Raw genomic sequence first — 25,408 nt, 5'->3', positions numbered from 1 at the left:
AAATATATGTCTCATGATACGTCTGCCATCTGAAATATGATTCACGGAGATGACAAACATGCATGGAGACACAAGACTGCCCAGAAACGGAAAAGAAGGTATATTATTTTTACTCATTATTTCAATCATTTCAGTAAACACTATTGCCCCTATTATTGTGGGATTGGAACGTGGCTTCAGTAAGGAAGTGTATATAGATACACTAAAGGTTATTCCGTTTATGTGGATGATCGTAGTTTTATCCGTAAGATTAGTTGCAGGGCCGATTGTTGGGAAAGTGATGCCGAAATTCATGGGACAAACCGATGGATTTAATGCTAGGGTGCTGTTGAATACTTTTTTGAATGTTACAGTGTTATCTATTTTACTATCGATTATCGGCACGTGGGTGGGGACGAAGCAAATAAGCCTAGAGCCACTTAAAAACTTTCTTCACATCTGGCCAAGAAACTTTGGTATAGCGTTTTGGATTGAACTATTGGTGGCGCAGCCGATCGCAAGATTTGCGATGAAAACATTACATGCTAGACAGGATCGTAAAACGGAAAATGTAAATGCGTAACTAGCTAGAATGTTGTAGAGTAGACGAATAACAAATTCAAGGAGCGTCCATGGTGGGCGTTCCTTTTTTGATTCCCTATGTTATAGCAACATTGAACAAGTAAAAGAGCCATCATAGGATTAACCTACAACGGCTCTTTTACACTATGTACTCTCTCTAAAAACAATTCTTCAAAAAAGCTTTGTAAATTTTTTCGTCTATCTCTATTAAACTCTTCTTTCCATCCTTGAACTGAACTGCAATGATATGAACTCCTTTGCTCTTAGCTGAAAGGCCAGCAAGCAAACCAACCGGTCCGAGTAGAAATCCGCCCACTAATCCTCTTCCTACAGCACTCACAGCACTTTTGGAATGAGTTTCGTCCATTATCTCATAATCCTCTACAGTGTTTTTGTCTAGTGTGATTGTTTTTAAAAAACCAGTTTGCAAATTTACAATTCCAAGAGTAGACATTATTACTTTACCTTCATAGTCACCAGCTATAACTTTATTTTTTGCACCCATCTAATCACTCCTTCTTAAACACATATATTAATCGACAAAATCATTCTACTACACAAAAACTTTTGGCGATATATGGATTTTTATTTAGAATCTGATATTCTGACATGGTAAAAGGCAAACCATATAGCCAACACAAAAAGGGCGCTGTCGCAAAGCCATGAAATGGTTTGGAAGCAGTGCCCTTTTTGCGTATCCAGCTAGACTTCTCTAATGGGTATAGCGACCGAAATGTTGTCGTAATCGTTGTCCCAATCGCTGTATGCTGGGTTTCCGACCAACATCCCTATAGTTTCATACTATCCCAGAGCTTCTGGAATGCCCCAGATTCGACTTCGAAGAATACCGGTGCCTGACCGTAACGTACAAGTCCTTGACCGAACAGCGTCAGCTCTACCCGGGCGTTGTCTTCCAACTGTAGATAGATGATCTTGCGCTCTTCGCTGTCGTAGATGCCTTGCTCGATAAGTGGCTCTGCTGCCAGTGGTTTAGCCGCGTTGAGTGCCGTCAGGAAGCCGCTAAACGCCTCGTCGACAGCAAGCGGTGTGTACTTCTGTAGTCCGTTGTTCCAGCTGTCGAAGCTTTCCCACTGAGCTGAAGTAATTCTGCCCTCAAGATTTAGCTTGCCGAACAGATCAGCACCGTTGTTTACGGTGATGCCGTTCGTATGTTCATACAGTTCGGCGAATACCTCGCCGTTGATTTCCGAATAGGACATAATCAGGAAATTGGAATCATATCCCTTCACAGAATAGATATCCGTCTCTCCGATGTTAGAAGCTAGCTCAATATATTTGTCTTTACCGCTCCATTCATCGATGCCGCCTGTAGTCCGTCCCAGCTTATCACCGCGCAGAGCGGGAGCGTCGGCGGCGTCGATGCGAGTTGCAGACTGTGTATAAATATTATCTTTATACACGACTAGAGCGATCATATCTGCCTTAACGCCAGACTTGGTATCCGGCAGTTCCAGCTTGGGGATGATAATGCTTCTGGACGTATCTGTGCTAGGATTGCCTGCATCACTTGGGCCCGGAGTTACCTGAGCGATCTGTCTTTGGGTGCTCTGACCGTTCAACTGCTGCCATATATTCGGTGCAGCCAAGCCGATTCCGGCAGCAAGCACGATACTTGCCGCGATATAAACCGTTTTGCGTGGACGTTTCCGCTCCTGCTGGTGCACCAGTTTGTCGATCAATTCTTTTTTCATCTCTTCACCTGGTTTCATAGAATCCACCGCTTTCGTATATAATGTTCGAAACTGATCTTCCTTCATTGTGATTCCGCTCCTTCCAGCTCTAGTTTTAGCAGTTGCCGTCCCCGCTGAAGTCTCATCTTCACGGCAGACTGACTAATCTGCAGAATCTTGCTGATTTCCTGGATGGGATAATCCTCGTAATAGTAAAGATGGATTACAGTTTTATACTTCATGGGCATCGCCATAACTAATTGCAATAGAGCCAATTCTTCGGGGTTGTCTACCGCAATCGGCTCAGCGCTTTCCAGCTTAACCTCACGCTTTCGCCAGCCTCTACCCAGTAATGTTTTGCAATGATTGGTGATTACGCGGATCAGCCATGCTTTCTGATGTTCAGCATCTTTGAACTTTGGCGCCTTTTCTATCAGTTTCATGAAGGTCTCCTGAGTAGCTTCTTCGGCATCTTGGCGGCTGCCTAGATGGACCAAGGCGATTCGGAACAGCATATCTGCGTAGATTTCGTAACTCTTTATCACATGATTTCCCGGCCGGGTCATGGATCGCTGCATGATTCTATGCCCCCTTTACCTATAACACCATTTAGGACGGCATTTGGTCACATTATGTTCCTGAGAAAATTTTGTTAGCCATATAGATCAAGGGTTAGGATCTAAAAAAACGCGGTTGTCTTAGTAGCCATAATCCTGACTGCTGAGACAATCGCGTTTTTATAATAGAAGTTCCCCCTTTACGGGAGACGATCCTCAATATGTTTATATGTATATTTTGGATCAGAACCTTTTACAGGAGCCATGCTGTATTGATGAATCAGATCCTTCTCTTTTCTATAAAAGTATCTTGCGTTAGGTTCATCTGCAAAGATAACCGTTGTGCTTACTACGGGAGCCTTACCAATCTGGGTATAGACTTTATAAAGATCTTCATTCTTATAATCTCTAGCATCTACCAGATAATGAATGATCTCATTGTTCATCTGATTTCGGAAGGAGTGAAGCGCTAAGGAAGCAACTCCATATAGAATAATGAGAGTAACAAGAATTATTTTTGTTCTTTTCTTCATTAATTTCCTCCATTTAGATAAAATGTATATATTATAAGATAATATATAAGTTTACACATTAGAAGGGAGGAAAGAAGATGACGCAGCAAGAGGAAAAAATACAGGAGTTGGAGCGACGTATTAAGGTACTAGAGAATTATTCAAGTCCAAAACTGCCAGGGCTAAGAATCTTATGGTTTATTATTTGGGGTGTTGTGGGTATATTCCTCATTCTAACTCTTATTGGTTTGATTCAATTTGTCGCATAACAGAGCTTATAATTACAAATAAGGCAGCAAATTTCCCGCCGATAGTTAAACCCGTGTAGGTAAATAATTGCCTGGGTATACTATACTTGCTGCCTTTTTATTATGAGCTTACACAAATCATCTTCAGTCGTCTTTGGGTTCTTGCAATAAAATGGAGAAGGTCCCTGTTTCATGATCCACTTCAATCGACTCGATCCCAACAAAATCCGGAATTTCGGGGTGTACTGCATCTACGTTATAATCTGGATGAGTCATCAATAATTCAATTACTTTAATGGCTTCCATATCGTTCCCCCTTGCGAGAAATTCCACCATAATCATTAATGGTCCTTCATTGCGACTACCCTTATTATCTCCGCAATCATTATTGAATATGTGTTAATCGTTCTTCGTTTCTTCCCATCACGGCCAATAATTGCCCCTGAAAAACACGTCTTTGGATCTGATCAATCCGCTGTAAAGCCAGCTCGTTTGGCACTTGAAATTCTGCTGCAAGATAGCTAATGGCTTCCTCTCGTTGTTCTGGCAATTTCAAACGGGAGATCATGGAGTAGGGCATAGCTGCATAAAGAATAAAACGCTCGGATTCATCCTCCTGTGCCCGCGTAAAATGTTCTGGCATCAATATATGATTGGTACCATGGCGGAGCAGGTGACAGAGCTCGTGGAGAAACTCTAGCCGCTGCAGGCTAGCTGGAAGCCGGTTATCGATAAACATGGTGTACATCCCCGCTGATGCTTCGATACTCTTGCTTCTTACATCCAAATAATGAACCCAAATATTAAGCCGTTCTGCAATATAGGCAATCGAAATTTGCGAAGGCTGAGTAAGGTTTAGACGTTTGTATAAATCTTCCGTCCACTTCTCCAGTGCAGTCATTTGATAATAGGATTTCATGTTATCCACATCATTCACCTCATTCAGAATCAATTATAGGATCGTATGTTCGCATAAATGAACAAAAGAAAAGCCCGAAGGCTATGTAAAGTAAAAAAATATAAGGACACATAAGAACGAGTGTTCTTGTGTGTCCTTAGCATAATGCAATTAAACACTAATATCAAGTGTTTTTCCTAAATTCGGAGCAACGCTTTTCCCCAGCATTTCCACCATCGTTTGACTCTGGGTTTCAGCCTGATTTTTGGCTATATTCATGACCTGTATCCCCACATTCTGAGCTAAGGATGCTTGGCTCATTGCCATTGATAATGCAGCTATATCCATATTGCACCTCCTTCGTGTATATCCTATTTATCGACCCTGCCCACTCCATTCATTAGGTGATTGGCATTTTGTTTGCCATTTCGCCCAAACGGCTTATCTCCTTCTTACATATCTTGTGCTGTAGTCATTAATCATTAGGAGGAATTAAAAATGGGAATGGAACATTGTGGTTGTAACGTAGGTCCAGTAGTAAGTCCAGCAAATGTTGGTCCGGTGTGTAGTCCTTTTACTTCAACAGGAGCAATTCTGGTACTCTTCATCTTGCTGGTTATCATCACTAAAGCTTGCTTATTCTAAGCTAGCTGATGCACATTGTAGCCCCATCCGGTGTATACCGGATGGGGCTATTCTTTTGGAGCATTGTTTCCGAAGCTCGTTATTTGAACATAAATTCTACGCGGGTTCCATCCGCATAATCTTCTAGCTGATTACCAACCCAGCTTCCTGCACCGCGATTATCTTTTGGCGTTATGTATTCAATGTCGGCCCCTTCGCCGCCTTCATCACACATGGCCATGGGCCATTCGTCGCGGTCGTAGCCTTTTTTGGTAGGGATCCCTCTTAAGGATTCTTTGCGGTTCTCTTCAGCCTGCTCACGGTTAATGGTACATGTGGCAGACTCCCCTTTGGCAATCGCATCCTGAATATGCTTGGCGGTCTCAGGATAACGATCTGATGGGAAGATGAGCTGAACAACTTCTGAATCGGATGTGGGGGATGCCGGGTCTTCGTTCTGTTCATACCAGTAACCGCCCAAAGCGAGTAACACAACAATGATGAGACTGGTGAGTAATTTCTGTATTTTCAAATCTGCTCCTCCTTTTTTGGAACTTAAAATAGTATATCTTATATCATAATGCAGTGCGATTTAATATACTTAGGAAAAATAAGAGGAGGACGGAATTGGATATGGAGTATTTAATTACGATTGAGGATCAGACGCTTATAGCCTCTGCTGAAGATATTATTACTAGACGTTATGAATGGGAAAGACACCATGTTGGAGCGGCGCTCCGTACGAAGACGGGGGAGATCTTTACAGCGGTACATGTAGAAGCTAGCATGGGGCGGATTACAGTTTGTGCGGAGGCGATGGTGATTGGCAAAGCGATATCTGAAGGCTACAAGGAATTTGATACGATTGTTGCCGTAAGGCATTCTGATCCGGATAGCGGGGAAAGAGAGATTAAAGTAGTCTCTCCCTGCGGGATGTGCCGTGAGTTAATTGCTGATTACGGGAAGGATTGCAAAGTTATTGTATCCGAGGAAGGCCGGTTAGCCAAATATGATATTACCGAATTACTACCGCTGAGATATACGAGGTAGTTTGGAATAAAGGAGCCGCTAGGCTCCTTTTTTTATTGAGCCGTGAATTTATTCAGCAGTTCCTTACACTGTCCTAAATTAATTTACAGCTTCATGTCCATTCGCTGAGTTCATGTCACTATTGTCCCCATACTATAACTTAAAAAAGTTAAAAGGATGTGAGAGTAGATGGAACAGCGCAACCTTCGAAATATGGTTGATTCGGCATCGAGGTTTGTGAACGATGTTCAGTGGCAAATAGCATATCGTAAATTGCAAATGACTCCGGCGGATTCGGAAACGGTAACCTCTGCTCAGAAATTGTTGAATACCCTTTATTTTTTGCAAGGAAAAGGATGGATTAGTGGACAACATGATTATTTGGAGAGCGCGGATGAGTTCAATGGGAAGCTGAAAAATACTAGCGGGCAATACGCCGCCCTTCACGGTTATGAGCTGGGAGCAATCAATAATCAAACGGCGGCGCTAATAGACAATCAGCGGGATTGGGTTGTTAGCAGTGCTATTCGTTGGTATAAAGCCGGTGGAATCGTAACGATTAGTTATCACGCCCAGTTGCCAGGGACAGCGCCGGCTTGGGCTAATGTATCTACGAGCATAAGCAACGCTGATTTTGACAAATATATAACTCCGGGTACGACTCAGTATAACGCACTGATCGCTGATCTGGATAAGATAGCCCTGTCTTTAAAAAAACTTAATGATGCAGGCGTTCCCGTGCTCTGGCGGCCGTATCATGAAATGAATGGTGGATGGTTCTGGTGGGGGCAGAAGAGCAATTACGTAGAACTCTGGAACCTTATGTTTGACCGTTTTACCAGCTATCATAAGCTGCATAATTTATTGTGGGTATGGAGCCCAAACGCCAAAAATCAATGGTGTGATGAGCCTGCGGAATACTATCCGAGCGGTGACAAAGTAGATGTACTGGCGCTAGACATCTATGACGGCGATTTCAAGGGAAGTCACTATGATAGTCTATGGGATCTTGGCCGAGGAAAGCTGATCGCGATTGGAGAGAACGGAGAGCTTCCTTCTCCTACACTACTGGCTAAATCGCAGCCGAATTGGTCTTATCAAATGACCTGGGGCAAGCTTCTTTATGAGAAAAACACCGATGCGGTGATTAGAGCCTTTATGAACGACAGCTTTGTATTCACACGAGATGAATATGCTGCTGAGGCAGCGATTGTGGCTGCTAAAGGAGATAGTGTGCTGCAAAGCGGGCTATGGGGGCAATATTTCAATAATATGACCCTTAGCGGGACTCCTGCGTTGACGCGAACTGATGCGAACATCCAATTTTCATGGAAACAGGGTTCACCCGATCCAGCCATTCGTGTCGATGCTTTCTCTATACGTTGGAGCGGTAAGCTGACGGCAGCTTATAGTGAGACTTATACCATTTACTCCTCCTCTGATGACGGGGTACGGGTGTGGATTGATGGAGGGTTAATCATTGACAGTTGGGTGAAGCAGAGTGGACAGGAGCGAAAAGGTAGTGTGAATCTGATTGCAGGCAAGCTGCACGAAGTAAAAGTGGAATACTATGAGAATGAGGGGGACGCGCGGATTGTATTGCAATGGGAAAGCCCTAGCCAGCCAAAGGGGATTATTCCAGCAAGTACGTTCTATCTTCCATAAAAAATATCTGCTTTGAGCGTCGAAACGTAAGCAAAAAAAAGCCCCGGATTTCGGGGCTTTTTTTAACTTAAAAACCAACTTAGATTTGTTCGCGGTAGCTAATGTTGTTGGCGATCTTCTCGTCTCGAACGGCTTTGCGCAGAACATCTTTGACGGTTTGGGCATCATGGATTTTTCGGAAAAGAAGCTGAGGCGCTGAGGCATCATCAGAAAATACAGTTAATGAACCAATGCCGAGCATCCGGTCCATGATAGATTGTGCTACGGATAAATCGCGTACGCGCAGTAATTCAATTTCTTCGACATTTTTACCGATAAGTCCGGTCTTTACCATAATGCGCTGGCTTGTAATGGTGTACGTAGTCGTGTTTAGGCGTACGATTCCTTTGAGGCGATCCGAGATGCTAGCCGGTTTACCTTTCCAGAGTACGACTTCTTGAGTAGCGTTTAGATTTGCTGATGGACGCCGGGCGGTCACTGGAGCGGTGCCGTCAATGCTAGATCCACATTCTCCACAAAATTTCACGCCCTGCTTATATTCTGAACCGCAGGTTGTGCAATAAGGCATAAAAACTCTCCTTCCCTAATTACAATTGAAATAATTATAACATAATAGTCATTTTACATAAATTTCATTTGCACTTTACACAAAGCGACATTATTCTGTTAAGTGGAGGGATAAATAAATGAAAAAAGTGTTACTAATAGGAACGCTAATGTTGACTGTCATCCTTAGCGCCTGCAGCAATAATAATTCAACTTCATCGGCGCCTGCCTCAGAGGAAGAAGTGCAGGAGACCGTGCAAAACTTCTACAATGAAATGTCTAAACTTGAGGAATTAGGAAAATCATCTTTAGCGGAGTTCAACGAAGCCATCGCTGGTTATTCAGCAGGAGAGCTTTCGGACAGGCAGCTAGAGAAGAAGATTAACGAATTCCAGAAAACTGCAACAGACCTATCTAATCAGGCTGAAAAGGTGAAGATCTCCTCTAGCTTGCCTGAAGATATTCGTAAGCTGCTTGAGGAGTCCAAAATTGCTTTTCAAAGTGCTTATGCTCTAAAAGAACAAGCTTCTCAAGGTGCTGATTCCACAGAGGTCACTGCTGAGCAGTTCCAGGAATTGAATCAGAACGCTGATGTAGCGATGCTGTACGGCATATCCAAGCTTAATGAAGCAAGAGAAGCAACAGGGCTTATCGATGCCGATGGTCAGTCCACCACTGAGTCAGAGAACGTTAAAGAATAGATCGGAATGTAGACGCTGTACAGTTTAACTGTCAGCGTCTTTTTGCTGCGATTTTGAGCTTAAGTAGAGGTAACACGGCCAATCCTATAAATAAGCCAGCTACAATTCCTTTTGTAAGGTCTGAGAGTGTATTACTTTGATATACGAGGGGGTATGTGCACAGGAATAACGCAGGGATTAGGATGAGAAGTGCAGTATTTTTTTTCAAGTGGAAAGCTCCTCTCGATCAGATATGTATTATTATACAACTTTTAGATAAAGAGGAAGATAGAAAAGTGGTATCTTTTTCCTGATTATTGATTATTCAGCGAAGGTATGGATATAATACAAACATACGTTCGTATATATAGGATAGTATAGATATTAGGGAGGGGTTACCATGGGCAAAAAGCTGGAGAAAAACGGACTGTGGGAAAGCAGTCGGATGATGCTGCCGGAGCACAAGGTAAGAATTATTAGGGATGAACGGGAGACGCTACGACGCATTAAGCCTATTCTGGATGAGCAGAAGCTGGAGGAAATCGAATGTACACTAGCCTTATCGTTACGAAGTCATGTGCGTGTGACTGTTGTGTTGTTTGACCCCTTTGAGAATACGACAATAAGTGGTTTTGTGACCTCCATTCACACCCACTCGCGTGAGTTTAAGCTGCAGTGGGCGGAGGAATGGAAGTGGATCAATGTGGATGACCTTGTTGAGGTTTACATCGTCTAATGCTAAGAATTGCTGCCTTCATTTTTTTCATAAGCAATTAGAGTTACGGTTGGGTTGCCGGTTAGATGTGCAATAGAAGCTTCGGCATTCCGAATAATTTCGAGTGCTTCATCCTGTTCGCTGAGTGCAGCAACTCTATAGCTATCGCTATGAATGTCCATATGTGTTCCCACCTTTCGCTAATATTTTGCCCTTTTTTGTGGAAATGATCCAAGGTGGAGAAGCCGTGAATAGCTACCTTTCAGGTTAGATCTCGGGGATACCGGGGTCTTTTTTTAAAATATAAGAAAGGGTTATTAGTACAAGCGAATGGGGAGTCGGGATCATTGATTATAGCAAGGGGTGATTCTATGCTGACTTTGGAACAAGTAAGGGATAAATCGACGGCGCGTCTTGTTGGGCTTCATCCTGTTTTGGCAGCAGGAGCGAAGGCTTTGATTCAGCAAAGCTATGCCAAAGGAGTGCCGATTGTGATTACCCAGGGATTACGCTCGATCGCAGAACAAAATGCCTTGTACGCACAGGGGAGAAGTAAGCCGGGGCCAATAGTTACTAACGCCAAGGGTGGAACCAGCTATCACAATTATGGCCTTGCGTTTGATTTTGCGCTTTTGCTGCCGGACGGAAATAGTCTATCCTGGGATATGAATCGTGATGGGGATAAAGATAAAATAGCGGACTGGCAAGAGGTGGTACAGGTGGGCAAACAGCTGGGGCTTGAATGGGGAGGAGACTGGACGTCTTTTAAAGATTATTCCCACTTGCAGATGACCTTCGGTTTAACCACAAGTCAACTTCGCGCAGGTAAACGTCCTACAACGGATCAGGTCAATGAAGCTTTAAAAAGGATAATCGGGGAGGATGACCAGGTGAACAAAGACGTTAAAGTAACGATAACCTTAAACGGTACTAAACTTACGGATGGTGTTCTTGATACCGGCGTAACATATGTACCCGTGCGTGCTCTGGCTGAGGCGCTTGGAGCAAAGGTTACGTATGATGCTGCGAGTAAGACGGTGAATGTAGTAAAAGAGTAGATCCATTTATGTATAGACAGTGCCATCCAAGGGGAAATTATCAGTGATCACTAACTATAAAGGGAGGCATACGTTGTGAACAAGCTGATAACAAGCCTTGCATGCTGCACTGTACTGTCACTGAGTGTAATGGGAGCTAGTTACGCTAATCCAATCGGGTCGGCAGCTTTAGGTGGTATCCCAAACGCGAATACGGGCATGGATGGTACCGTGAATAACACTCGGATGATGAATACGGAAGGCAATCTAATGAACGGCACCACGGGAACGATGAATCAGCATGAGAGCATTATGAGAGATAAGATCCGCACAGGGGAAAATTACAATCGTAACAACTATCACAACAATAATTACAATACAGAAAATTACACCCGGGATAACTACAACAGAAATACGGTAACTCCACTATCCAACACTACAACGGACGGTAGATATCGGGCAACCAGCACAACTACGAATACTGGGACTACCAGCAGAGGGTCTAACTGGGGCTGGCTCGGATTGTTTGGACTCTTGGGTCTTGTCGGAATGAGAAGCAGAAGTGACGAACGCAGATAATCGACATGCCTAATAACCCGTGTCGGCACACGCTGGAACGGGTTATTTTTATTGTGATAAATTATTTTTCAAAAAGGGATTGCGTGTTATCGAAATTCATGATATTATATTTCTTGTCGCGTTATACGTAAACATCGTATGAAGCAACAACACATAATATGCCGGGGTGGCGGAACAGGCAGACGCACAGGACTTAAAATCCTGCGGTACGTGAGTACCGTACGGGTTCGACCCCCGTCCTCGGCATCCTTGATTTAGAAGGGTTTTTTCCGGAAAACCTTTGTTTTTGAAACAGCTTGGGAGAGAACTTTTTATCGAGTTCTCTCCTGCAGTTCTCTCCTTTCTCCGAAGGAGAGAACGAGGAGAAGATCGCTTAACTCTCATAAATTATTGAGGGTAGTGCGATCTTTTTTTATTAAAAGACCAAAACACCACTCATTGTTGATGCCGAAGATACTTTGGAACTGTACTCAAGATGAGAATAAATGTTGGCCGTTGTAGAATAGTTGCTGTGTCCCAGCCATTCCTGAATTTCTTTCATACTGACTCCATTAGCGAGTAGGAGGCTTGCACAACTATGACGCAGGTCGTGATAGCGAATATGACGAAGACCTTTCTTTTTAAGAGTTCTAGTGAAGTTCTGTGTGATATAGCCAGGTTTAATTCGTTGTCCCAACTTATCCAGATAGATATACTCCTCGTAATCAGTGCAGTAGGATTTACCACATATGGATTTATTGAGAGCTTGAAGCTCACGAATACGCAGCAGTAATTCCTCAAAGGCAGGTACAAGAGGTAAGGTGCGGCGACTTGGTTTGTTTTTAGCCCGGTCCTTTTCAATGATGTGTTCCTGACCTTCAAAATAAACGGGAGTTACAGTATGCCTAATACTAATCGTTTTGTTTTCAAAATTTATAGCTGTCCATTTCAACCCAACTACTTCACTTCGCCGCAATCCATAAAAAGCGGCAAGAATGACTGCTAGCTCTATCAGTTCGCCTTTAACTTTTTCAAACAGAATATTAGTCTCTTGCTTGTTGTAAAAACTCCCTACAAAATCATTTTTCTTTGGTCTTTCAATCTTATCTGCCGGATTAGTGTTAATTAAATCATTTTTAAGCGCATACTTTAGCGCTTTGCGAATATTAGCGTGATAATGGAGAACCGTATTGGTTGTCATTCCATTTTCCTCTAACTCATACTGATAGTAATCTTGTATGTGACTTGGTAATAATTCTTTGAGAAGTAACCCTTTTTCTTCGAAGTAAGGAACGATATGATTAGTAATGACATTGTGGTACGAAGCATAGGTGATAAATTCAACCTGATGTTTCATCATTGCTAGCCACTGAAGCATGAAGACAGAAAATAGGGGGCCCTGATCGACTGGCTCTTCGGCTGGCATTTCTTTGATAATTTCTTCAACTATCAGTTCTTTCTCGTTAGCATTTAAAAGAAGAGTAAATTCCCTCCTTGTCTCTAATAGCAATGCTTCTGCTCGTTTTTTGTTTCCTTTCACCGTAAGTCCAGTAGGAATCCATTTTGGTTTTCTCTTACCTTCCTTATCTTTGCAATTCAAGACCATATAAAAAAGACCTTTTTTTTCTTGTAGGTGGCCTGCTACCATGAAAAAACCTCCTTCATAGCAGCCCGCATTGATCCTACCATTGACGTATTAATTATAACACGTTTGGAAAAGGTGATTCAATGTGGCAAAGTGGATAAGGGAGTTGTAGTAGTGGTACATGAAAAAAGATTAAGGTATAGAAGGATATTTATTTTTGGGATTTTATAAATTCGCCCAATTTTGAAATGTCTGATTTTATTATCTTGAAGTAACTTATAAGCAGTCTTGGTGCTTATGCCACCAAGCATTTCACACATTTCCGAAACATTTACTACATCTGGATATTTTCGAAATAAGGGATCATACGTCTCAATTTCATCTAAGGTCAAAAGAGTAGTTTGGTTCATAATATTCATCTCCATTCTGACCAACTTACTTTTTTAAGGGATCTAGGGGTAATTCATTAAGTGCATATAAATAAACTGGAAATGAGTTTGGGAATATATATCTCAAGTTGCCGATGGTTATGCGGCACATAGCTCTGATTTTCCGCAGAGACTCCCCCTCATCCGAGCAGGCTGCCCCCACTACAGTAACGTTGGCCGGGCAGAAGTATCATTATCCCTTTTGCAGATTATGGCGAATCAATTTCACCACGAAATAGATTTTAGCCAGAAGAAGTCAGTTCTATTTTGTATAATCAAGAAATCCTTGACTATACTCTTCTGCTATGTCGCTTCTGCTGTAACAGATGCAAAAGGAATGTACTTGAAATAAGTTATATAATTTTCAAGGAGCGATATTCACTTCATCGAAGACAGTTAATGTCTTCTGCAATATAAATAGTACATAAGAGTGGAAAAAGAAACTATCTTCGCTTTTTTTTTTGAGAATAATCCGAGTTATAGATAATTCTAAAACCCAGATTATTTTTATTTGTATCGGTTAAGATCGAATCGTCGAATAGCTAGAATAAACTCTATAATCAATTGTTGTTTACAATCCTCATTTATCTCGCCTTGATCACGGGAATATTTATTAATTAGTGGTTCATACCTTGCGATAAGATCCTCTATAGCTTGATGGTCTCCATTTTGAGCTAATTGAATTAATTCTAGCACTTCACGCATATACTCATCTCCTATTCTCCTTGTCTAAATTGATATTAATTTAAGTAAAGATTAGGAGGAGAGCGGTTTTTTATAGATTCAGGCCCTTTAGTCCATATATCTTCTAAGCCTGACCAATAAAAGTAATTTTGATTTAGTTATAGCTTGTCTAGTTACACCGAAAGTACTAGCGATCTCCTGGTCCGTCATATCTTTATAAAATTTCATATACAATACCTTTTTTTCTGTGGGACTCAATTTTTGTATAGCTTGAAATAGGGAAGCATATTCGACTGCATGTACAAAGGGGCTGTCAAAGATATTTAAAGTGATGTACAAATCAGATGAAGTTTCATCAAATGGTTTTAATGGTGCAGATTCATAATATAGTTTTTTGAAAAAATCACGGCTTGCATGACGAAGACAGGACTTTACATAACTACTGAAGCCCTTTTCAACTGCAATACGAGTTCTATTGTGAGCACTATTAATTTTAAACACCTCCTCTCAGGTATTAAATGGGAAGTATTTTACAAATAGGAAACCATTTCAATTAAAAAATAAAGCTGGATCGCTAAAGTGAATGTTTCTTAGAAAGGAGCCGCGGCTCCTTCACTAATGACAAAAAAGTCGTTGTTCTGTTGCTCGTGGCAACAAAACAACGACTTTTTCAGTGCTCTCCCATCTGGAGATGCCCCTTTGCTGTTCCTAAAATGATAATCCTAATAGCCGAAATAAATATTCTTATTAATGTTTTTATAATTTCGCGTGTTGAGTTCGGCGAACCGCGTTTTAATTAATTTGGCTTACATACGAAATACTATTCAGATTTTTGCATTTTAGAATCAATCGGTCTATTTCTCGTCTGAGACGGCAGATGACGTTCGTGTGCAAATGCAGTGGCTCTGTACGGAATTAAAGCGAGGCTATACCCGAATACAAGATGCCGAAATAGTCCAGAATTTTGATTGATATAGAGCTGGATTTTGGGAAGGTACAGTTGTTGAGGGGTGAGGATCAACTCTCCTTCAATCTTTTGGGGATTTAGCATCAGATTGTAAATAGGGGATGCCTCTTCTACTGCCTTATGGCCGGGCTATGAGCAAGTTCCAATATTTCCACACAATATCCAGTATATGTTGCACATCACATCCAGCAAGACACAGGAAACGATTTAAGTGCTCCCTCCAAGGGGGGCTGCTGTCCGCTTACTTCAAGTGCCGGTACTTTTCTTTTCTTGGAGATTGTGGATCCCGGAGACCACTGTTTTGCGAAGCTTAAGCTATGGTGTATGCCTTCGGCCCGGATCAAGTTGCGAGACCTTCTTTTTGAAAGAGCTCATTTAACGCTTTTATCGGCGATTATTTTCACATGGAGATGCTGTTCATGTAGTTGCTTAATGGAAGGAATATTCCCTTCGGTAGGCAGTTGGAATCATACCAGTCTCGCGTTTGAACACTTTGGTAAAGTAGTTGTAATCCGGGATGCCCACCAGGTCTGCAATTTGGTAAATGGACATATCCGTATCTCCCAGCAGCTTTTTGGAACGTTGAACTCTTACCCTCCGGATGTGCTCTGCGATTCCCATTCCGAAGCTTTGCTCTGATAGCTTGTACAGACGGGATTTGCTAATGCTGAATTTTCCACATAGAGCAGGTACCGACAGGTTACTCCGAATATGATTATTAATGTAATTATCGATTTCTTGTGCCAATGGATCCTTTTTCAAGACCAACTTCCTGGATAGATAGAGGTAGCTGGCGCTCATTTCCATGGTTCTGGCATAGGCCTCTATGACGTCTCTTGAGATGTTCTTCATGCACTGATAGGCAGTGTATATTGCGTCTTGATCCAAGTTATAGTTGCTTAAACCGGAACGGATAGTTTGCCAGAGTTCTTCCCGCGAATCACTATGAAGCACCTGTCCGAACATCATATACCCGATCACCAGATGATCCGCCTTGATGGGTACTAGGGTTTCTGCAAGCCCCGCGTGACAATGGTACGTGTACATACTCTGTTCTTTTTTACAACGTATAATGGCTTGTTGATCACACTGGATACAGGCTGCTTCCGCACGGGGATCGCTACGAATCAGGTGGCAGTACGTGGAATGTCGCGGCGGATAAACGACCAATTCATGAAACGAGTCATCAAAAATGCCTGTACGAATTTTCGTCAATGTATAGAAATCGCTCAGCAGATCTTTAAGATCTGCAAGGTTGAACATCAGACCCAAGGGATCATCTCCTAAAACAAAATTACTATTATTGGGGATAGAAATTACTATTATTGTACACGGAGCAAATGATAAGATCAATATTGAAAAGTCAACTTTTCTATTTTATGGAGGTGGGATAAATAGCGATTGCAGGGATCGATATTGGAACAACTGGATGTAAATGTACCGTGTATGACCAAAAAGGACAACTGCTTAGCGAGGTCTACAAGGAATACTGCAGTGCGCCGTCTAATAAACACTTGTTGGATGCATCATTGATATGGCAGTACACAAAGTCTGTCTTGCAGGAAGCAGCCAAACAAGCGAATGAACTGTTAGATGCAATAGGAGTCACATCATTTGGTGAAGCAGCAATATGGCTAGATCAACAGATGGTGCCCATGGCTCCTTCCATGTTGTATGCTGCTCCTTATGGAAAGGAACAATGCGACCGCTTGATCCGACATTTTGGCAGACAATATTTGAACCAAAGCACCGGATTAGCACCAACCCCGATGTATAGCCTACCGAAGTTAATGTACTTCGCTGAGCATAACCCTGAGTTAGTTAAGGAAGCCAGGGCCATCTGTTTATTCGCAGATTTCATCGTATATATGTTGAGCGGTGTCAGGCAAATTGATTACTCTTTGGCTAGCCGAACAATGGCTCTCGATATTAATTCCCTGGAATGGAACCATGAAATACTTACATTTGCTGGAATTGAACCCAACTTATTTCCGGTTCCTGTTCCGATCGGAAGCATCGCGGGCAAGATTCTAAGCTCGTTGGCGGAGGAGTTGGGGATTCATCCCGAAGCAATGATTGTATCCGGCTGCCACGACCAGATCGCAGCAGCGATTGGCACGGGGGCCTACCAACCAGGCATGGCTGTTGACGGCACGGGAACCGTAGAGTGCATCACCCCCGTACTGGGACAGGAAATCGTGAAGGAATCTCTGTATAAAGGAGGCTATGCCATTGTTCCCTTCCTGAACAGTCGTTACGTGACCTATGCGTACTCGTTAACGGGAGGAGCCTTACTGAAATGGTACCGCGATAACCTGGCTTATTGCGAAGCAAATGAAGCCCGAAAGCAAGGTGATAACCCCTATGAAGTGTTCAATAGTGAAGTCGATGCTTCGAAGCCTTCAGGACTGCTAGTGTTACCTCACTTCTCGGGAGCAGGGACACCATATACGGATCCGGAATCAAGAGGCGCCATCTTTGGATTGACCACCGAAACAACAAGCCGGGAAATTTATCAAGCGTTGATGGAAGGTGTAACTTTCGAAATGGCCTTAAATTTGGAACGATTATCGGAGGCGGGGATAGAGATCCATACCCTTCTGGCAACAGGCGGGGGAGCCTTGTCGCACATCTGGCTCCAGATGAAGGCTGACATTCTGAACAGGCCGATTGTTTCTTTGGGTGCTGCGCAATCTGGTACTTTGGGTTGCATCATGTTGGCAGGGGTAGCATGTGGAATTTACAGCTCATTGGAAGATGCGGAATCCGTCTATGTCAAGGTAAGGCATACTTATACTCCGGATTCGGGGAAACATGAGCACTACAATAAATGGTACAACAAATACAAAAAATGTTATGAAGCCGTCAAGAGTGTCATGACTGTGGATCAGGAGGTTTAAGTTTATGATAACCAAAAAGAAGACTAAATTTGCACTATTTTTCGGAAACCGAGGCTTTATGCCGGAATCGCTGGCTTTGGAAGCAAGAACGGAAGTGTCCAAGGCAGTGACTGACGCCGGATACGAATTCATCATAATGGATGAGAAAGCAACCCGGTACGGATCCGTTGAAACGAGGGAAGAAGGAAGAATCTATGCCCAGTGGCTGAAAGAACACGAGGGGCAGTATGATGGTGTGATTCTCTCTATGCCTAACTTTAGCAATGAGAACGGGGCCGTTTTGGCCTTGGAGGAATGCGGGAAGCCGATCCTGATCCAAGCCTATCCGGACGAAATAGGCAAGATGGGGTTTGATCAACGGAGAGACGCCTATTGCGGCAAGTTCAGCATTTTGGATGTCTTCCGTCAATACCGGGTACCCTTTACTGCGTTGAAGCCGCATGTCGTCCATCCGTCCACGGAAGCCTTCGCGCAGAATGTTCGGGATTTTGCAGCGGTCTGCAGAGTCGTTAACGGAATGAGGAAGTTTACGATCGGCTGCTTTGGAGCTCGGACCACCGAGTTTAAGACTGTCCGATTTGACGAGATCACCTTACAGAAGTATGGGATTACGGTGGAAACCTTCGACCTGTCGGAGCTGATCCATCGTGTCCAGTGTATGAAGGATGAGCGGCCGGAGGTTGTGGCAAAGCGGTTGATTCTACTCAATTATTCGGACTGCAGCAACGTTCCCGATGACAAGCTCACGATAATCGCAAAAATTAGTGTTGTTTTGGACGACTACATTGCCGAATATCATCTACAAGCCCTTTCGATTCGTTGTTGGACCGAGTTGCAAAGCATCTTGGGTGTCACACCTTGTGTGATCCTAAGTGAACTGAATGAAAGAGGTATTGTGGCTTCTTGTGAAATCGATATTTGTACCGCCATTAACATGTATTCCTTGCAGCTTGCGGCGGAAGAGCCGGCTGCGTGCCTCGACTGGAACAATAACTACGGGGATGATTCGGATAAAGCGATCTTGTTCCACTGCGGCCCCGTAGCCCAGAGCTTAATGAAGGGAAAAGGCACGGTAACGGATCATAAAATGGTCGCGAAAACAGCTCCGGGCTGCGGTTGGGGGAGCAACGAGGGACGAATTAGATCCTTCCCAATGACGTATTCCAACTGTATTACGGAGGATGGAATGCTTACCTTCTATGTGGATGAAGGAGAGTTCACTAACGATATTATTGAAGACAGATTCTTTGGCTGTGCCGGGGTCGCGCAGATTCCAGATTTGCAGAATAAACTGCTGACTATGGGTCGTGGCGGCTTTAGGCATCATACAGCGGTTGGGGTAGGACATTATAAATCGGTCCTGTATGAAGCTTTCAAGTATTATTTGGGCTATGAAATTCTAGAATTGGAGCGATAAGGATGTGGCTGTAACCGTGCCTACATCGGATACCAATCCCAAATAAGCGGAGAAAAGGAATATCGGCTGTTGAGAGGCAAGGTGACGGAATGTGTCTGAAGTACGAAAGCTAGGCCTCCATTTTCCTATCGTTGACAAGAGGCTGATATTTCTTAGTTGTTTTTTAAGCGGATAACTATGCCTATTTCTCACCTAGCGGTTACGTGACGCCCTCTTATTATGACAATAAAAGAGCAGGTTTTGTTAAATCCTTCACAGCGGGATTCTGAAGATCTGTGGATTAACTGTCGGATCTCCTTGTGAAGATGAAGAAGCGGCATTGCCCTTGCATAGAGAACCTTAAGCAATAGGCCTGCGGAGCAGATCTACTGTGTGGCATAGGAAGGAGAGATCATCATCCATGAGACCGTGAATCAGAAGGGATTCATTGCGAAGAAGCTCAGGCTATGCAGGAAGATCGCGTGCTCGAAACTGGTGAACAGAGTCTTAATTGAGGACCGTACTGAAAAAAGCGGTGATTGGGTCTCTCTCTTAATAATTCTGTAATACATGAACATATGTTATTCTTGCTGAGCGAGGAAATGTATATATTTATTTAATCCATAGGCATTACCCCAAGGAACGATCACCCCAACAGGGCATATAGACCTAGAACCCGATTTAGGAGATCAAGGTCCATTACGAATAGCGATGTTGTTACCATAAATTTAATTTTGAATAAAAAACGCTCCCAGAAAGGCTTAGTCGGTATAAGGACATTAAATTATTTTGTTCAGTCGAAAATGTTTGGGGTGAAGGATTACGTTCTGGGATTCGAGCCCCGAAACTGTCATCCGGATGGCAGGGAAGCGATGCGAAGAGAGAATACCCTGAAGTTTATCAGCCCAGGAGAATCTGTCACATATCACATGAAGACTGGTATGATCGATGGCATTCAATAGTGGGATACCTTGAAGGAGGCAAGTACATGTTGGTCTCATTGAAAGATATATTAATATTGGCAGAGGAACAAGATTACGCCGTCGGAGCCGTTAACACCCCTAATCTAGAGTGTATCATGGCTGTTATTGAAATGGCGGAGAAGTTGAATGTGCCGGTGATCATCAGCCATGCCCAAGTACATGAAGCTTTTATGCCCATCGAGAAAATCGGACCGATCATGCTACATTTTGCCAAGATGGCGACGGTCCCCGTATGCGTTCACTTGGATCATGGGGAAGATCTGGACTATGTGGAAAAGGCATTGAAGCTGGGCTTTACATCCGTTATGTATGACGGTTCTCTTCTTTCTTATGAAGAAAACGTTCGAAATACCGTTGAAGCCGTTCGACTGGCAAAGGTATATCAAGCAAGCGTGGAAGCGGAAATCGGGATTATAGGCGGTCGTGAAGCGGGGGGGAGCGATATGGGTGCGTCAATGGAAGATTTGTACACCGATCCCAATTTGGCGGACTGCTTCGTCAAGGAAACTGGGATTGATGCTCTGGCCGCATCTTTCGGTACCGCACATGGGTTCTATAAGACGAAACCAAAGTTGGATTTTGAGCGTATCGAAAAAATTAGAGATTTGGTAAGAATTCCTTTGGTTATGCACGGCGGTTCGGGGGTAAGTCCGGAGGACTACACCAAGGCGATTGGCAAGGGAATCCGGAAGATTAATTATTACTCTTATATGGCCAGATCCGGTGTGCAAAGCGTAGAAGAGCTGTTGAAAAAACAAAAAGTTGATTTTTATCATGATATTACAATTTCTGCCATAAATGGGATGAAGGCTGATATCGGTAAAGCCATGAAGGTGTTCTGCAAGATCTAAAAAATGGGGTGGTGTTGTTCTTTTTTGATTTTTATTGTATATCACATGAGTAATTCTAATGGAGATACTCTCTCGAACTTATTATTGAAAATTGTACGAAAATAAAAAGGATACGCGTATCGACCTGCTCGGGAATTTACCGGACATCCGCTTGTTTTCCAAAAGCGAATTTGTGCGTTCAGTAGATGCTCTTGGACGAAGACACCTATCCCTGACCCTGGCAGGTTCTGAGCGAAGTTCAGGAACTTGCTCAGAGAGAGGTTTTAACTTAATAACAGTGAAATAAAGATTCAGACGACCGGAGTGACCCTGAAGTCCTCCCTGTTAAGTGGATAGTGTAAAAACAAAAATAGTTAGTTTGACACCTCAGCTCGCATTACCAGAGCTGAGGTGTTTTCGTTTTGATGCTCGTCAGTATTCATTAGGTGACTAATTCATTTCACGCTTCCAGCTCTTTAAGCCGTAGCTTAAGATGTTCATGCTCCTCAAGTTCTTATATAGGCTTTTTGCGATCATAATTGCCCTGATGAGGTTCCTCACTGCCAGCTTGATATTTCCGAACCCATGCGTAAATTGCTGATAAGACACCGTACTTTTCAATCGCTTTCTGATAATCAAATCCATTAGCTAAACTTATGTTGACAGACGGATCGGTGAAGAATACGAATCAATATGTTCATGACGGCATTAATTTCGAGATCTAGCCCTGGGCTGTCATCATGAATCCGTCGCTAGAGGCTGCTGAGCCATATCGGAAAGAGGATGCGGAACGCAGTCCGCAGGGGCTAGGTCATAATGTCCATGTAAAGGCGACCTTGTTTTTACATTCAATTAGGGATTTTTAATATTATTATGCAAAAAAAGGTTGGCCGGGATCTCTACAATAGATCCTCTTTTATGAGTGGAAGTAACAAGGACGCTGTCAATAATCTAGTGTGTCGATTCTGGAAATTAAGAGATTTAGATGGAATGCATGGAAGGAACAAAGCCTAGCCGTTTGGAAATTAGAGAGGAGTTCTCCTTGACGAGTGCTTTCAGTTCATCCTGCTTTTCGAGTATTCGAGCGGTTGGCCCCGCCACGCTGATGGCTGCAATCACTTTACCCGTATAATTAAACACAGGTCCAGCAATGGAGCTCAAACCATCGTCGTATTCCTCACGATTGACAGCAATGCCAGTCTGTCTGATTTCGTTGAGTTCCTGCAGGAACTGCTGATGATCCGTAATCGTAGTTGCAGTGTATTGCTGCAACCCCTTCTCGCTGACGATCTTATCGACAGTTTCATTTGAAAAGTAAGCCATTATGGCTTTCCCGAGACCTGTACAATGAACGGGGTTCCTTGAGCCAAGAATGGCTTTCATAATAACTGAGGCGCTTCCATCTACCTTATAGATATAGATGATCTCGCCTTCAGAATATACAGCGAGGAATGAGGTTTGGCCCGTTTGAGCAGCGAGTTCTTGCAGATGGGGTATTGCAGCTTCCACCAGATCAATGTTATGAAGTCCTGCGATACCGACTTCGATGGCTTTTAGTCCCACGAAATATTTCTCTGTAGAAGGCTCCTGCATAACAAATCCCGCTTTCTGCAGTGTTTCTAATATGCGATGTGTCGTACTTTTAGCGAGGTGAGTTGTTTTCGACAATTCGCCGATTCCGACTCCCCCCTTTATTAATGAGAGATGCTCAAGTAGGAATAGTGCACGTTCTAACGTAGAGTTCGTTTTATTCTTTTCAATGCTCAAAGGAAGCCCCTTCTTTCATTATATCTCTATTTCGTCATATTAACTAATGATTTGATATCAGTCAAACTCATTAGGACGTGTATGTAAAACCTAAGCGAGCCACACCAAAATCGAAGCGAGCATTAAAAGTGCCTTAAATGTAAATTTCAACTTATCATAGCGGGTTCCCAATCGGTGATTATGCTTCACTTTATTGAAATAACAACTAATGAGATGGCGTTCGATATATATTTCTTTATCCCTTTCCCGTTGCCTTCAGCAGTTTTCTAGCAGAAATCACCAGCACGGCAGATTGTACCTTTAGGAGTTAAAGGATTCGGTTAGTTTCGTAAGCACGATCGGCCAACACATGCATTTTCATTAATTCATTTGGCTAAGCATCTCGTAGCCGCTACAGAGTTGTGGCACAGACCGCCGAGCAGCACAAAGCGCAGAGGATTGCCCAAGACATCGACATCCGCTTGAATTTGGTCGTTGATCCCGCCTTGGGATCGCCCTACGCCTGATGAAGGCTTATCGTTTGCACCCGCTCCATGCTGATGGACATAGATGATCGTCGCATTAATCATACTAATTTCAAAGTTGGGTTCAATTGAGACATGTTCTTGTATTCAATCCCAAATGCCGGTGATTTGCCAGCGGCGAAAACGGCTGTAAAATGTAGGCCAGGAACTATAGTATTCCGGTAAATTCCGCCATGGTCCCCTGTTCGTAAGACCCAAAGCATTGCGTTTATTTAATACGTTGGTTTTTCGGGGAGACACCCTCCTTGTGGTTTTTGTACCGGGGGGGCAGCGGGCCTTTGATCTGTTTCCGTTGGTCATCACGTATTTCGTATCGTCTCATTATACCTACTCTTACGCATTTTTAAGGTTTATGGTTTGCATACAGGACCAATACCGACAGTTACCTTGTGACTTTGGCGGAGCAAAAGGGGCATAAGAAGTATGGACTTCATTGGCACCGGGATTGATAGCCGTCACTATTGTACTGGAGAACGGCAGTGAGGGTATTGGTAAGATTTATACTGTAGGCATCTGCAGAAGAGCGATCTGCCAAATGATTGAGCATAAAGTAAAATATGAGGCTCTTTCGGCTAGGATAAGATGCCAGCCTGTATTGTGAACCATTAGTATGAGATAAATTTGAAGGTTCAATATTATGTGGGTAGAGGGGAAGTTGCCTCGTTCGCGTGCCATTATCGAATATTGTCATATGAAATCTTCGTGGTAAGAACTGTAGCGAATATTTATGGAAGTTGTTTAGTGACCAGTCCTATCTTAAATGAAACTTCTGCAGGAGAGATTTGTCTCGATTTCACAAAAGATAAGCTTCTTCACAGTATGAATGAATATAATTGGGCATTTTGCATAATTCAATTTTCGATACAAAATCATAGTCAGGCCAACATCCAAAGCTCCATTTTTTGAGTTTTGGGTTGCAAATGGGCAGGCGGACAGAATTTCAATGAATCTGAAATTTTTAAGCGGCGTTCTGTACTCGTTGCCTCGCGATGGCCAGAGCAGAGGCAAGTAACACAATCGCCTTTAAATATTGGTGGGTAGTGACTTTTTGAATCTCCAATACATGGAGTTGGTCTGCGGTTAATTAGGTCTTAATTCGAGAATTGCATCGTTCCACACTGGTTCGTTTATTGAAAAGTTCCTTCCAGCCTCGGCTTTCCCGATGTGGCAGAGCATAACGCCGGAGATCCGTTTGACTGTTGATTTTAACCACCATTCCATAATTGGAGGACGAACAAGCAGCCGTGCCCAAAGGACAATCCACTTGACCTGTCGCATGTGGACAACGGAATTTTAAATGTACCTTTTCCTGTCTCCAATACGTCATGGGAAATCCCATGGAACAACAGGGCGTGCCTTTGCGGGTAATTCCTGCTGGCGCTTCCTTTTCATTCCGCAGATTCAGTAGAATGATAGCTTGGGCCTTGACGTTCCGGGCCGACTCGTAGTTTTTATTTGGTCATAGCCCGTATCCAGCATGAAGAATTTTGCTTTAGATCTTGCATTGGTAAGCATCATGAGCGCAGGCCCTTTGTCTCCATCGTTCACATGGGCAGGCGTCACCTTGAGCGCCATTAGAAGTTCACTTTTGGTATCTACGACCAGATGTAACTTGTAACCAAACCATTTGACTTTGTTGCCAAAGGTATCAAACTTTGACCCCAGTTGGCGTTGCCAGTGAGTTCACTTTTTCGCTTGGGTCCCTTTTTCTCGTAAGCGTGAATAGCTGCGCTATCAATAGCTACATGAGTTCCGTCGATGATTCCAAGCTTCTTGGCACTTGGACCACAAGGTCCTCAAATAACTGCCGGGCAAGCTTTTATGAGTCAGTTCGGCAAAAACTCGGCTTAACGTCGAAATGGAAGGAGCAGAGATGTCCAGCCGAAGTCCACATTGATAACGAAAACGAAGGTCAAGCTCCAGTCTGCGTGCAAGACCGGTGAACGTATCGATGTTCTCCAAGGGAGCCGCAAGTAACGCGCGAAGAATACCTTGTCGACAGTGTCCCTCCGATCATCGGGGC

34 protein-coding genes and 1 tRNA gene are annotated in these 25,408 nt (G+C 43.3%); 14 read left to right on the top strand and 21 right to left on the bottom strand.

The window, feature by feature from the left end:
* Positions 1-58: 58 nt before the first annotated feature.
* A complete protein-coding gene (locus ACDZ28_RS31685) occupies positions 59-562 on the top strand; it encodes a hypothetical protein (protein WP_375103678.1) in 504 nt (167 codons plus the stop codon).
* A 156-nt stretch (positions 563-718) separates the two neighbouring features.
* Here the strand turns inward: ACDZ28_RS31685 and ACDZ28_RS31680 are convergent, their stop codons facing one another.
* The 4 genes from ACDZ28_RS31680 to ACDZ28_RS31665 form a co-directional block, all read right to left on the bottom strand.
* Positions 719-1,066, bottom strand: a complete 348-nt coding sequence (locus tag ACDZ28_RS31680) for a hypothetical protein (protein WP_042130183.1) — start codon at positions 1,064-1,066, stop codon at positions 719-721.
* A gap of 283 nt (positions 1,067-1,349) precedes the next feature.
* Entirely contained in the window at positions 1,350-2,339 is a 990-nt protein-coding gene (locus ACDZ28_RS31675) for a hypothetical protein (protein ID WP_375103677.1), read from the bottom strand.
* Complete coding sequence (locus tag ACDZ28_RS31670; RefSeq protein WP_375103676.1) at positions 2,336-2,830, bottom strand: RNA polymerase sigma factor; 495 nt, start codon at positions 2,828-2,830, stop codon at positions 2,336-2,338. Before ACDZ28_RS31670 ends, ACDZ28_RS31675 begins: the two co-directional genes overlap by 4 nt.
* 179 nt (positions 2,831-3,009) lie before the next feature.
* On the bottom strand, positions 3,010-3,342 hold the full coding sequence (locus ACDZ28_RS31665) for a DUF3139 domain-containing protein (protein ID WP_375103675.1): 333 nt from the start codon (positions 3,340-3,342) through the stop codon (positions 3,010-3,012).
* Between the two features lie 77 nt (positions 3,343-3,419).
* On the opposite strand from ACDZ28_RS31665, the gene ACDZ28_RS31660 reads away from it, so the two are divergent.
* On the top strand, positions 3,420-3,590 hold the full coding sequence (locus ACDZ28_RS31660; RefSeq protein WP_375103674.1) for a hypothetical protein: 171 nt from the start codon (positions 3,420-3,422) through the stop codon (positions 3,588-3,590).
* A 123-nt stretch (positions 3,591-3,713) separates the two neighbouring features.
* Here ACDZ28_RS31660 and ACDZ28_RS31655 read toward each other — a convergent pair whose 3' ends face one another.
* From ACDZ28_RS31655 to ACDZ28_RS31645, 3 genes are all read right to left on the bottom strand, one after another.
* Complete coding sequence (locus ACDZ28_RS31655; RefSeq protein WP_156114851.1) at positions 3,714-3,911, bottom strand: hypothetical protein; 198 nt, start codon at positions 3,909-3,911, stop codon at positions 3,714-3,716.
* 43 nt (positions 3,912-3,954) lie between these two features.
* Entirely contained in the window at positions 3,955-4,488 is a 534-nt protein-coding gene (locus tag ACDZ28_RS31650; RefSeq protein ID WP_375105455.1) for an ImmA/IrrE family metallo-endopeptidase, read from the bottom strand.
* A 150-nt stretch (positions 4,489-4,638) separates the two neighbouring features.
* On the bottom strand, positions 4,639-4,815 hold the full coding sequence (locus ACDZ28_RS31645; RefSeq protein WP_076098563.1) for a YjfB family protein: 177 nt from the start codon (positions 4,813-4,815) through the stop codon (positions 4,639-4,641).
* Positions 4,816-4,965: 150 nt separating this feature from the next.
* Between ACDZ28_RS31645 and ACDZ28_RS31640 the strand changes: the two genes are divergently transcribed.
* Complete coding sequence (locus tag ACDZ28_RS31640) at positions 4,966-5,112, top strand: hypothetical protein (RefSeq protein ID WP_156114850.1); 147 nt, start codon at positions 4,966-4,968, stop codon at positions 5,110-5,112.
* 79 nt (positions 5,113-5,191) lie between these two features.
* On the opposite strand, the gene ACDZ28_RS31635 is transcribed toward ACDZ28_RS31640, so the two are convergent.
* On the bottom strand, positions 5,192-5,617 hold the full coding sequence (locus ACDZ28_RS31635; protein WP_339291428.1) for a NucA/NucB deoxyribonuclease domain-containing protein: 426 nt from the start codon (positions 5,615-5,617) through the stop codon (positions 5,192-5,194).
* A 107-nt stretch (positions 5,618-5,724) separates the two neighbouring features.
* Here ACDZ28_RS31635 and ACDZ28_RS31630 point away from each other — a divergent pair, with 107 nt between their 5' ends.
* Together ACDZ28_RS31630 and ACDZ28_RS31625 are read left to right on the top strand one after the other, a co-directional pair.
* Positions 5,725-6,141 carry a cytidine deaminase gene (locus ACDZ28_RS31630; protein ID WP_076117456.1) on the top strand — a complete coding sequence of 139 codons (417 nt, stop codon included), beginning with the start codon at positions 5,725-5,727 and terminating at the stop codon, positions 6,139-6,141.
* Positions 6,142-6,309: 168 nt separating this feature from the next.
* On the top strand, positions 6,310-7,785 hold the full coding sequence (locus tag ACDZ28_RS31625) for a glycosyl hydrolase (RefSeq protein ID WP_375103673.1): 1,476 nt from the start codon (positions 6,310-6,312) through the stop codon (positions 7,783-7,785).
* Between the two features lie 79 nt (positions 7,786-7,864).
* Here ACDZ28_RS31625 and ACDZ28_RS31620 read toward each other — a convergent pair whose 3' ends face one another.
* On the bottom strand, positions 7,865-8,353 hold the full coding sequence (locus tag ACDZ28_RS31620; protein WP_341114448.1) for a PH domain-containing protein: 489 nt from the start codon (positions 8,351-8,353) through the stop codon (positions 7,865-7,867).
* Between the two features lie 118 nt (positions 8,354-8,471).
* Here ACDZ28_RS31620 and ACDZ28_RS31615 point away from each other — a divergent pair, with 118 nt between their 5' ends.
* Both ACDZ28_RS31615 and ACDZ28_RS31610 read left to right on the top strand, forming a co-directional pair.
* Positions 8,472-9,032, top strand: a complete 561-nt coding sequence (locus ACDZ28_RS31615) for a hypothetical protein (RefSeq protein ID WP_042130173.1) — start codon at positions 8,472-8,474, stop codon at positions 9,030-9,032.
* 379 nt (positions 9,033-9,411) lie between these two features.
* Positions 9,412-9,747, top strand: a complete 336-nt coding sequence (locus tag ACDZ28_RS31610; protein ID WP_042130171.1) for a YolD-like family protein — start codon at positions 9,412-9,414, stop codon at positions 9,745-9,747.
* A gap of 2 nt (positions 9,748-9,749) precedes the next feature.
* Here ACDZ28_RS31610 and ACDZ28_RS31605 read toward each other — a convergent pair whose 3' ends face one another.
* A complete protein-coding gene (locus ACDZ28_RS31605; RefSeq protein WP_197069706.1) occupies positions 9,750-9,908 on the bottom strand; it encodes a hypothetical protein in 159 nt (52 codons plus the stop codon).
* 165 nt (positions 9,909-10,073) lie between these two features.
* Between ACDZ28_RS31605 and ACDZ28_RS31600 the strand changes: the two genes are divergently transcribed.
* The 3 genes from ACDZ28_RS31600 to ACDZ28_RS31590 all read left to right on the top strand — a co-directional run bounded on the left by ACDZ28_RS31600 (position 10,074) and on the right by ACDZ28_RS31590 (position 11,588).
* On the top strand, positions 10,074-10,784 hold the full coding sequence (locus ACDZ28_RS31600) for a M15 family metallopeptidase (RefSeq protein ID WP_375103672.1): 711 nt from the start codon (positions 10,074-10,076) through the stop codon (positions 10,782-10,784).
* 75 nt (positions 10,785-10,859) lie between these two features.
* Positions 10,860-11,342 carry a hypothetical protein gene (locus tag ACDZ28_RS31595; protein WP_076117207.1) on the top strand — a complete coding sequence of 161 codons (483 nt, stop codon included), beginning with the start codon at positions 10,860-10,862 and terminating at the stop codon, positions 11,340-11,342.
* Positions 11,343-11,502: 160 nt separating this feature from the next.
* Positions 11,503-11,588 (top strand) — tRNA-Leu (locus ACDZ28_RS31590).
* 169 nt (positions 11,589-11,757) lie between these two features.
* On the opposite strand, the gene ACDZ28_RS31585 is transcribed toward ACDZ28_RS31590, so the two are convergent.
* The 5 genes from ACDZ28_RS31585 to ACDZ28_RS31565 all read right to left on the bottom strand — a co-directional run bounded on the left by ACDZ28_RS31585 (position 11,758) and on the right by ACDZ28_RS31565 (position 16,248).
* Positions 11,758-12,969 carry a tyrosine-type recombinase/integrase gene (locus ACDZ28_RS31585; RefSeq protein ID WP_375103671.1) on the bottom strand — a complete coding sequence of 404 codons (1,212 nt, stop codon included), beginning with the start codon at positions 12,967-12,969 and terminating at the stop codon, positions 11,758-11,760.
* A gap of 77 nt (positions 12,970-13,046) precedes the next feature.
* Complete coding sequence (locus tag ACDZ28_RS31580) at positions 13,047-13,226, bottom strand: helix-turn-helix domain-containing protein (RefSeq protein ID WP_375105454.1); 180 nt, start codon at positions 13,224-13,226, stop codon at positions 13,047-13,049.
* Between the two features lie 615 nt (positions 13,227-13,841).
* Positions 13,842-14,039, bottom strand: coding sequence for a helix-turn-helix domain-containing protein (locus ACDZ28_RS31575; protein WP_301877880.1), 198 nt, complete (start codon positions 14,037-14,039; stop codon positions 13,842-13,844).
* A gap of 87 nt (positions 14,040-14,126) precedes the next feature.
* Entirely contained in the window at positions 14,127-14,519 is a 393-nt protein-coding gene (locus ACDZ28_RS31570) for a sigma-70 family RNA polymerase sigma factor (RefSeq protein ID WP_367620506.1), read from the bottom strand.
* An 895-nt stretch (positions 14,520-15,414) separates the two neighbouring features.
* The gene (locus ACDZ28_RS31565) at positions 15,415-16,248 is read right to left on the bottom strand and encodes a PocR ligand-binding domain-containing protein (RefSeq protein WP_375105453.1); all 834 of its coding nucleotides are present in this window, start codon (positions 16,246-16,248) and stop codon (positions 15,415-15,417) included.
* 131 nt (positions 16,249-16,379) lie between these two features.
* Here ACDZ28_RS31565 and ACDZ28_RS31560 point away from each other — a divergent pair, with 131 nt between their 5' ends.
* From ACDZ28_RS31560 to ACDZ28_RS31545, 4 genes are all read left to right on the top strand, one after another.
* Entirely contained in the window at positions 16,380-17,885 is a 1,506-nt protein-coding gene (locus ACDZ28_RS31560) for an L-fuculokinase (RefSeq protein WP_375105452.1), read from the top strand.
* Between the two features lie 4 nt (positions 17,886-17,889).
* Entirely contained in the window at positions 17,890-19,302 is a 1,413-nt protein-coding gene (locus tag ACDZ28_RS31555; protein WP_375103670.1) for an L-fucose/L-arabinose isomerase family protein, read from the top strand.
* Positions 19,303-20,015: 713 nt separating this feature from the next.
* Positions 20,016-20,243, top strand: a complete 228-nt coding sequence (locus ACDZ28_RS31550; protein WP_375103669.1) for a DUF4432 family protein — start codon at positions 20,016-20,018, stop codon at positions 20,241-20,243.
* 26 nt (positions 20,244-20,269) lie between these two features.
* Positions 20,270-21,115, top strand: coding sequence for a ketose-bisphosphate aldolase (locus tag ACDZ28_RS31545; RefSeq protein WP_375103668.1), 846 nt, complete (start codon positions 20,270-20,272; stop codon positions 21,113-21,115).
* Positions 21,116-22,075: 960 nt separating this feature from the next.
* Here the strand turns inward: ACDZ28_RS31545 and ACDZ28_RS31540 are convergent.
* From ACDZ28_RS31540 to ACDZ28_RS31515, 6 genes are all read right to left on the bottom strand, one after another.
* Complete coding sequence (locus tag ACDZ28_RS31540; protein WP_375103667.1) at positions 22,076-22,861, bottom strand: IclR family transcriptional regulator; 786 nt, start codon at positions 22,859-22,861, stop codon at positions 22,076-22,078.
* 365 nt (positions 22,862-23,226) lie between these two features.
* Complete coding sequence (locus ACDZ28_RS31535; protein ID WP_375103666.1) at positions 23,227-23,430, bottom strand: hypothetical protein; 204 nt, start codon at positions 23,428-23,430, stop codon at positions 23,227-23,229.
* A 42-nt stretch (positions 23,431-23,472) separates the two neighbouring features.
* Complete coding sequence (locus ACDZ28_RS31530) at positions 23,473-23,685, bottom strand: transposase (protein WP_375103665.1); 213 nt, start codon at positions 23,683-23,685, stop codon at positions 23,473-23,475.
* 780 nt (positions 23,686-24,465) lie between these two features.
* Positions 24,466-24,663, bottom strand: a complete 198-nt coding sequence (locus ACDZ28_RS31525; protein ID WP_375103664.1) for a hypothetical protein — start codon at positions 24,661-24,663, stop codon at positions 24,466-24,468.
* A gap of 123 nt (positions 24,664-24,786) precedes the next feature.
* Positions 24,787-24,990 carry a hypothetical protein gene (locus tag ACDZ28_RS31520; RefSeq protein WP_375105451.1) on the bottom strand — a complete coding sequence of 68 codons (204 nt, stop codon included), beginning with the start codon at positions 24,988-24,990 and terminating at the stop codon, positions 24,787-24,789.
* A 129-nt stretch (positions 24,991-25,119) separates the two neighbouring features.
* Positions 25,120-25,347, bottom strand: coding sequence for a transposase (locus ACDZ28_RS31515; RefSeq protein ID WP_375103663.1), 228 nt, complete (start codon positions 25,345-25,347; stop codon positions 25,120-25,122).
* Positions 25,348-25,408 lie beyond the last annotated feature (61 nt).

Source organism: Paenibacillus sp. RS8, from assembly GCF_041956825.1.
Taxonomy (GTDB): Bacteria; Bacillota; Bacilli; order Paenibacillales; family Paenibacillaceae; genus Paenibacillus_AQ.
The sequence above is the reverse complement of the archived record's forward strand: the minus strand, read 5'-3'. Positions and strand labels throughout refer to the sequence as shown.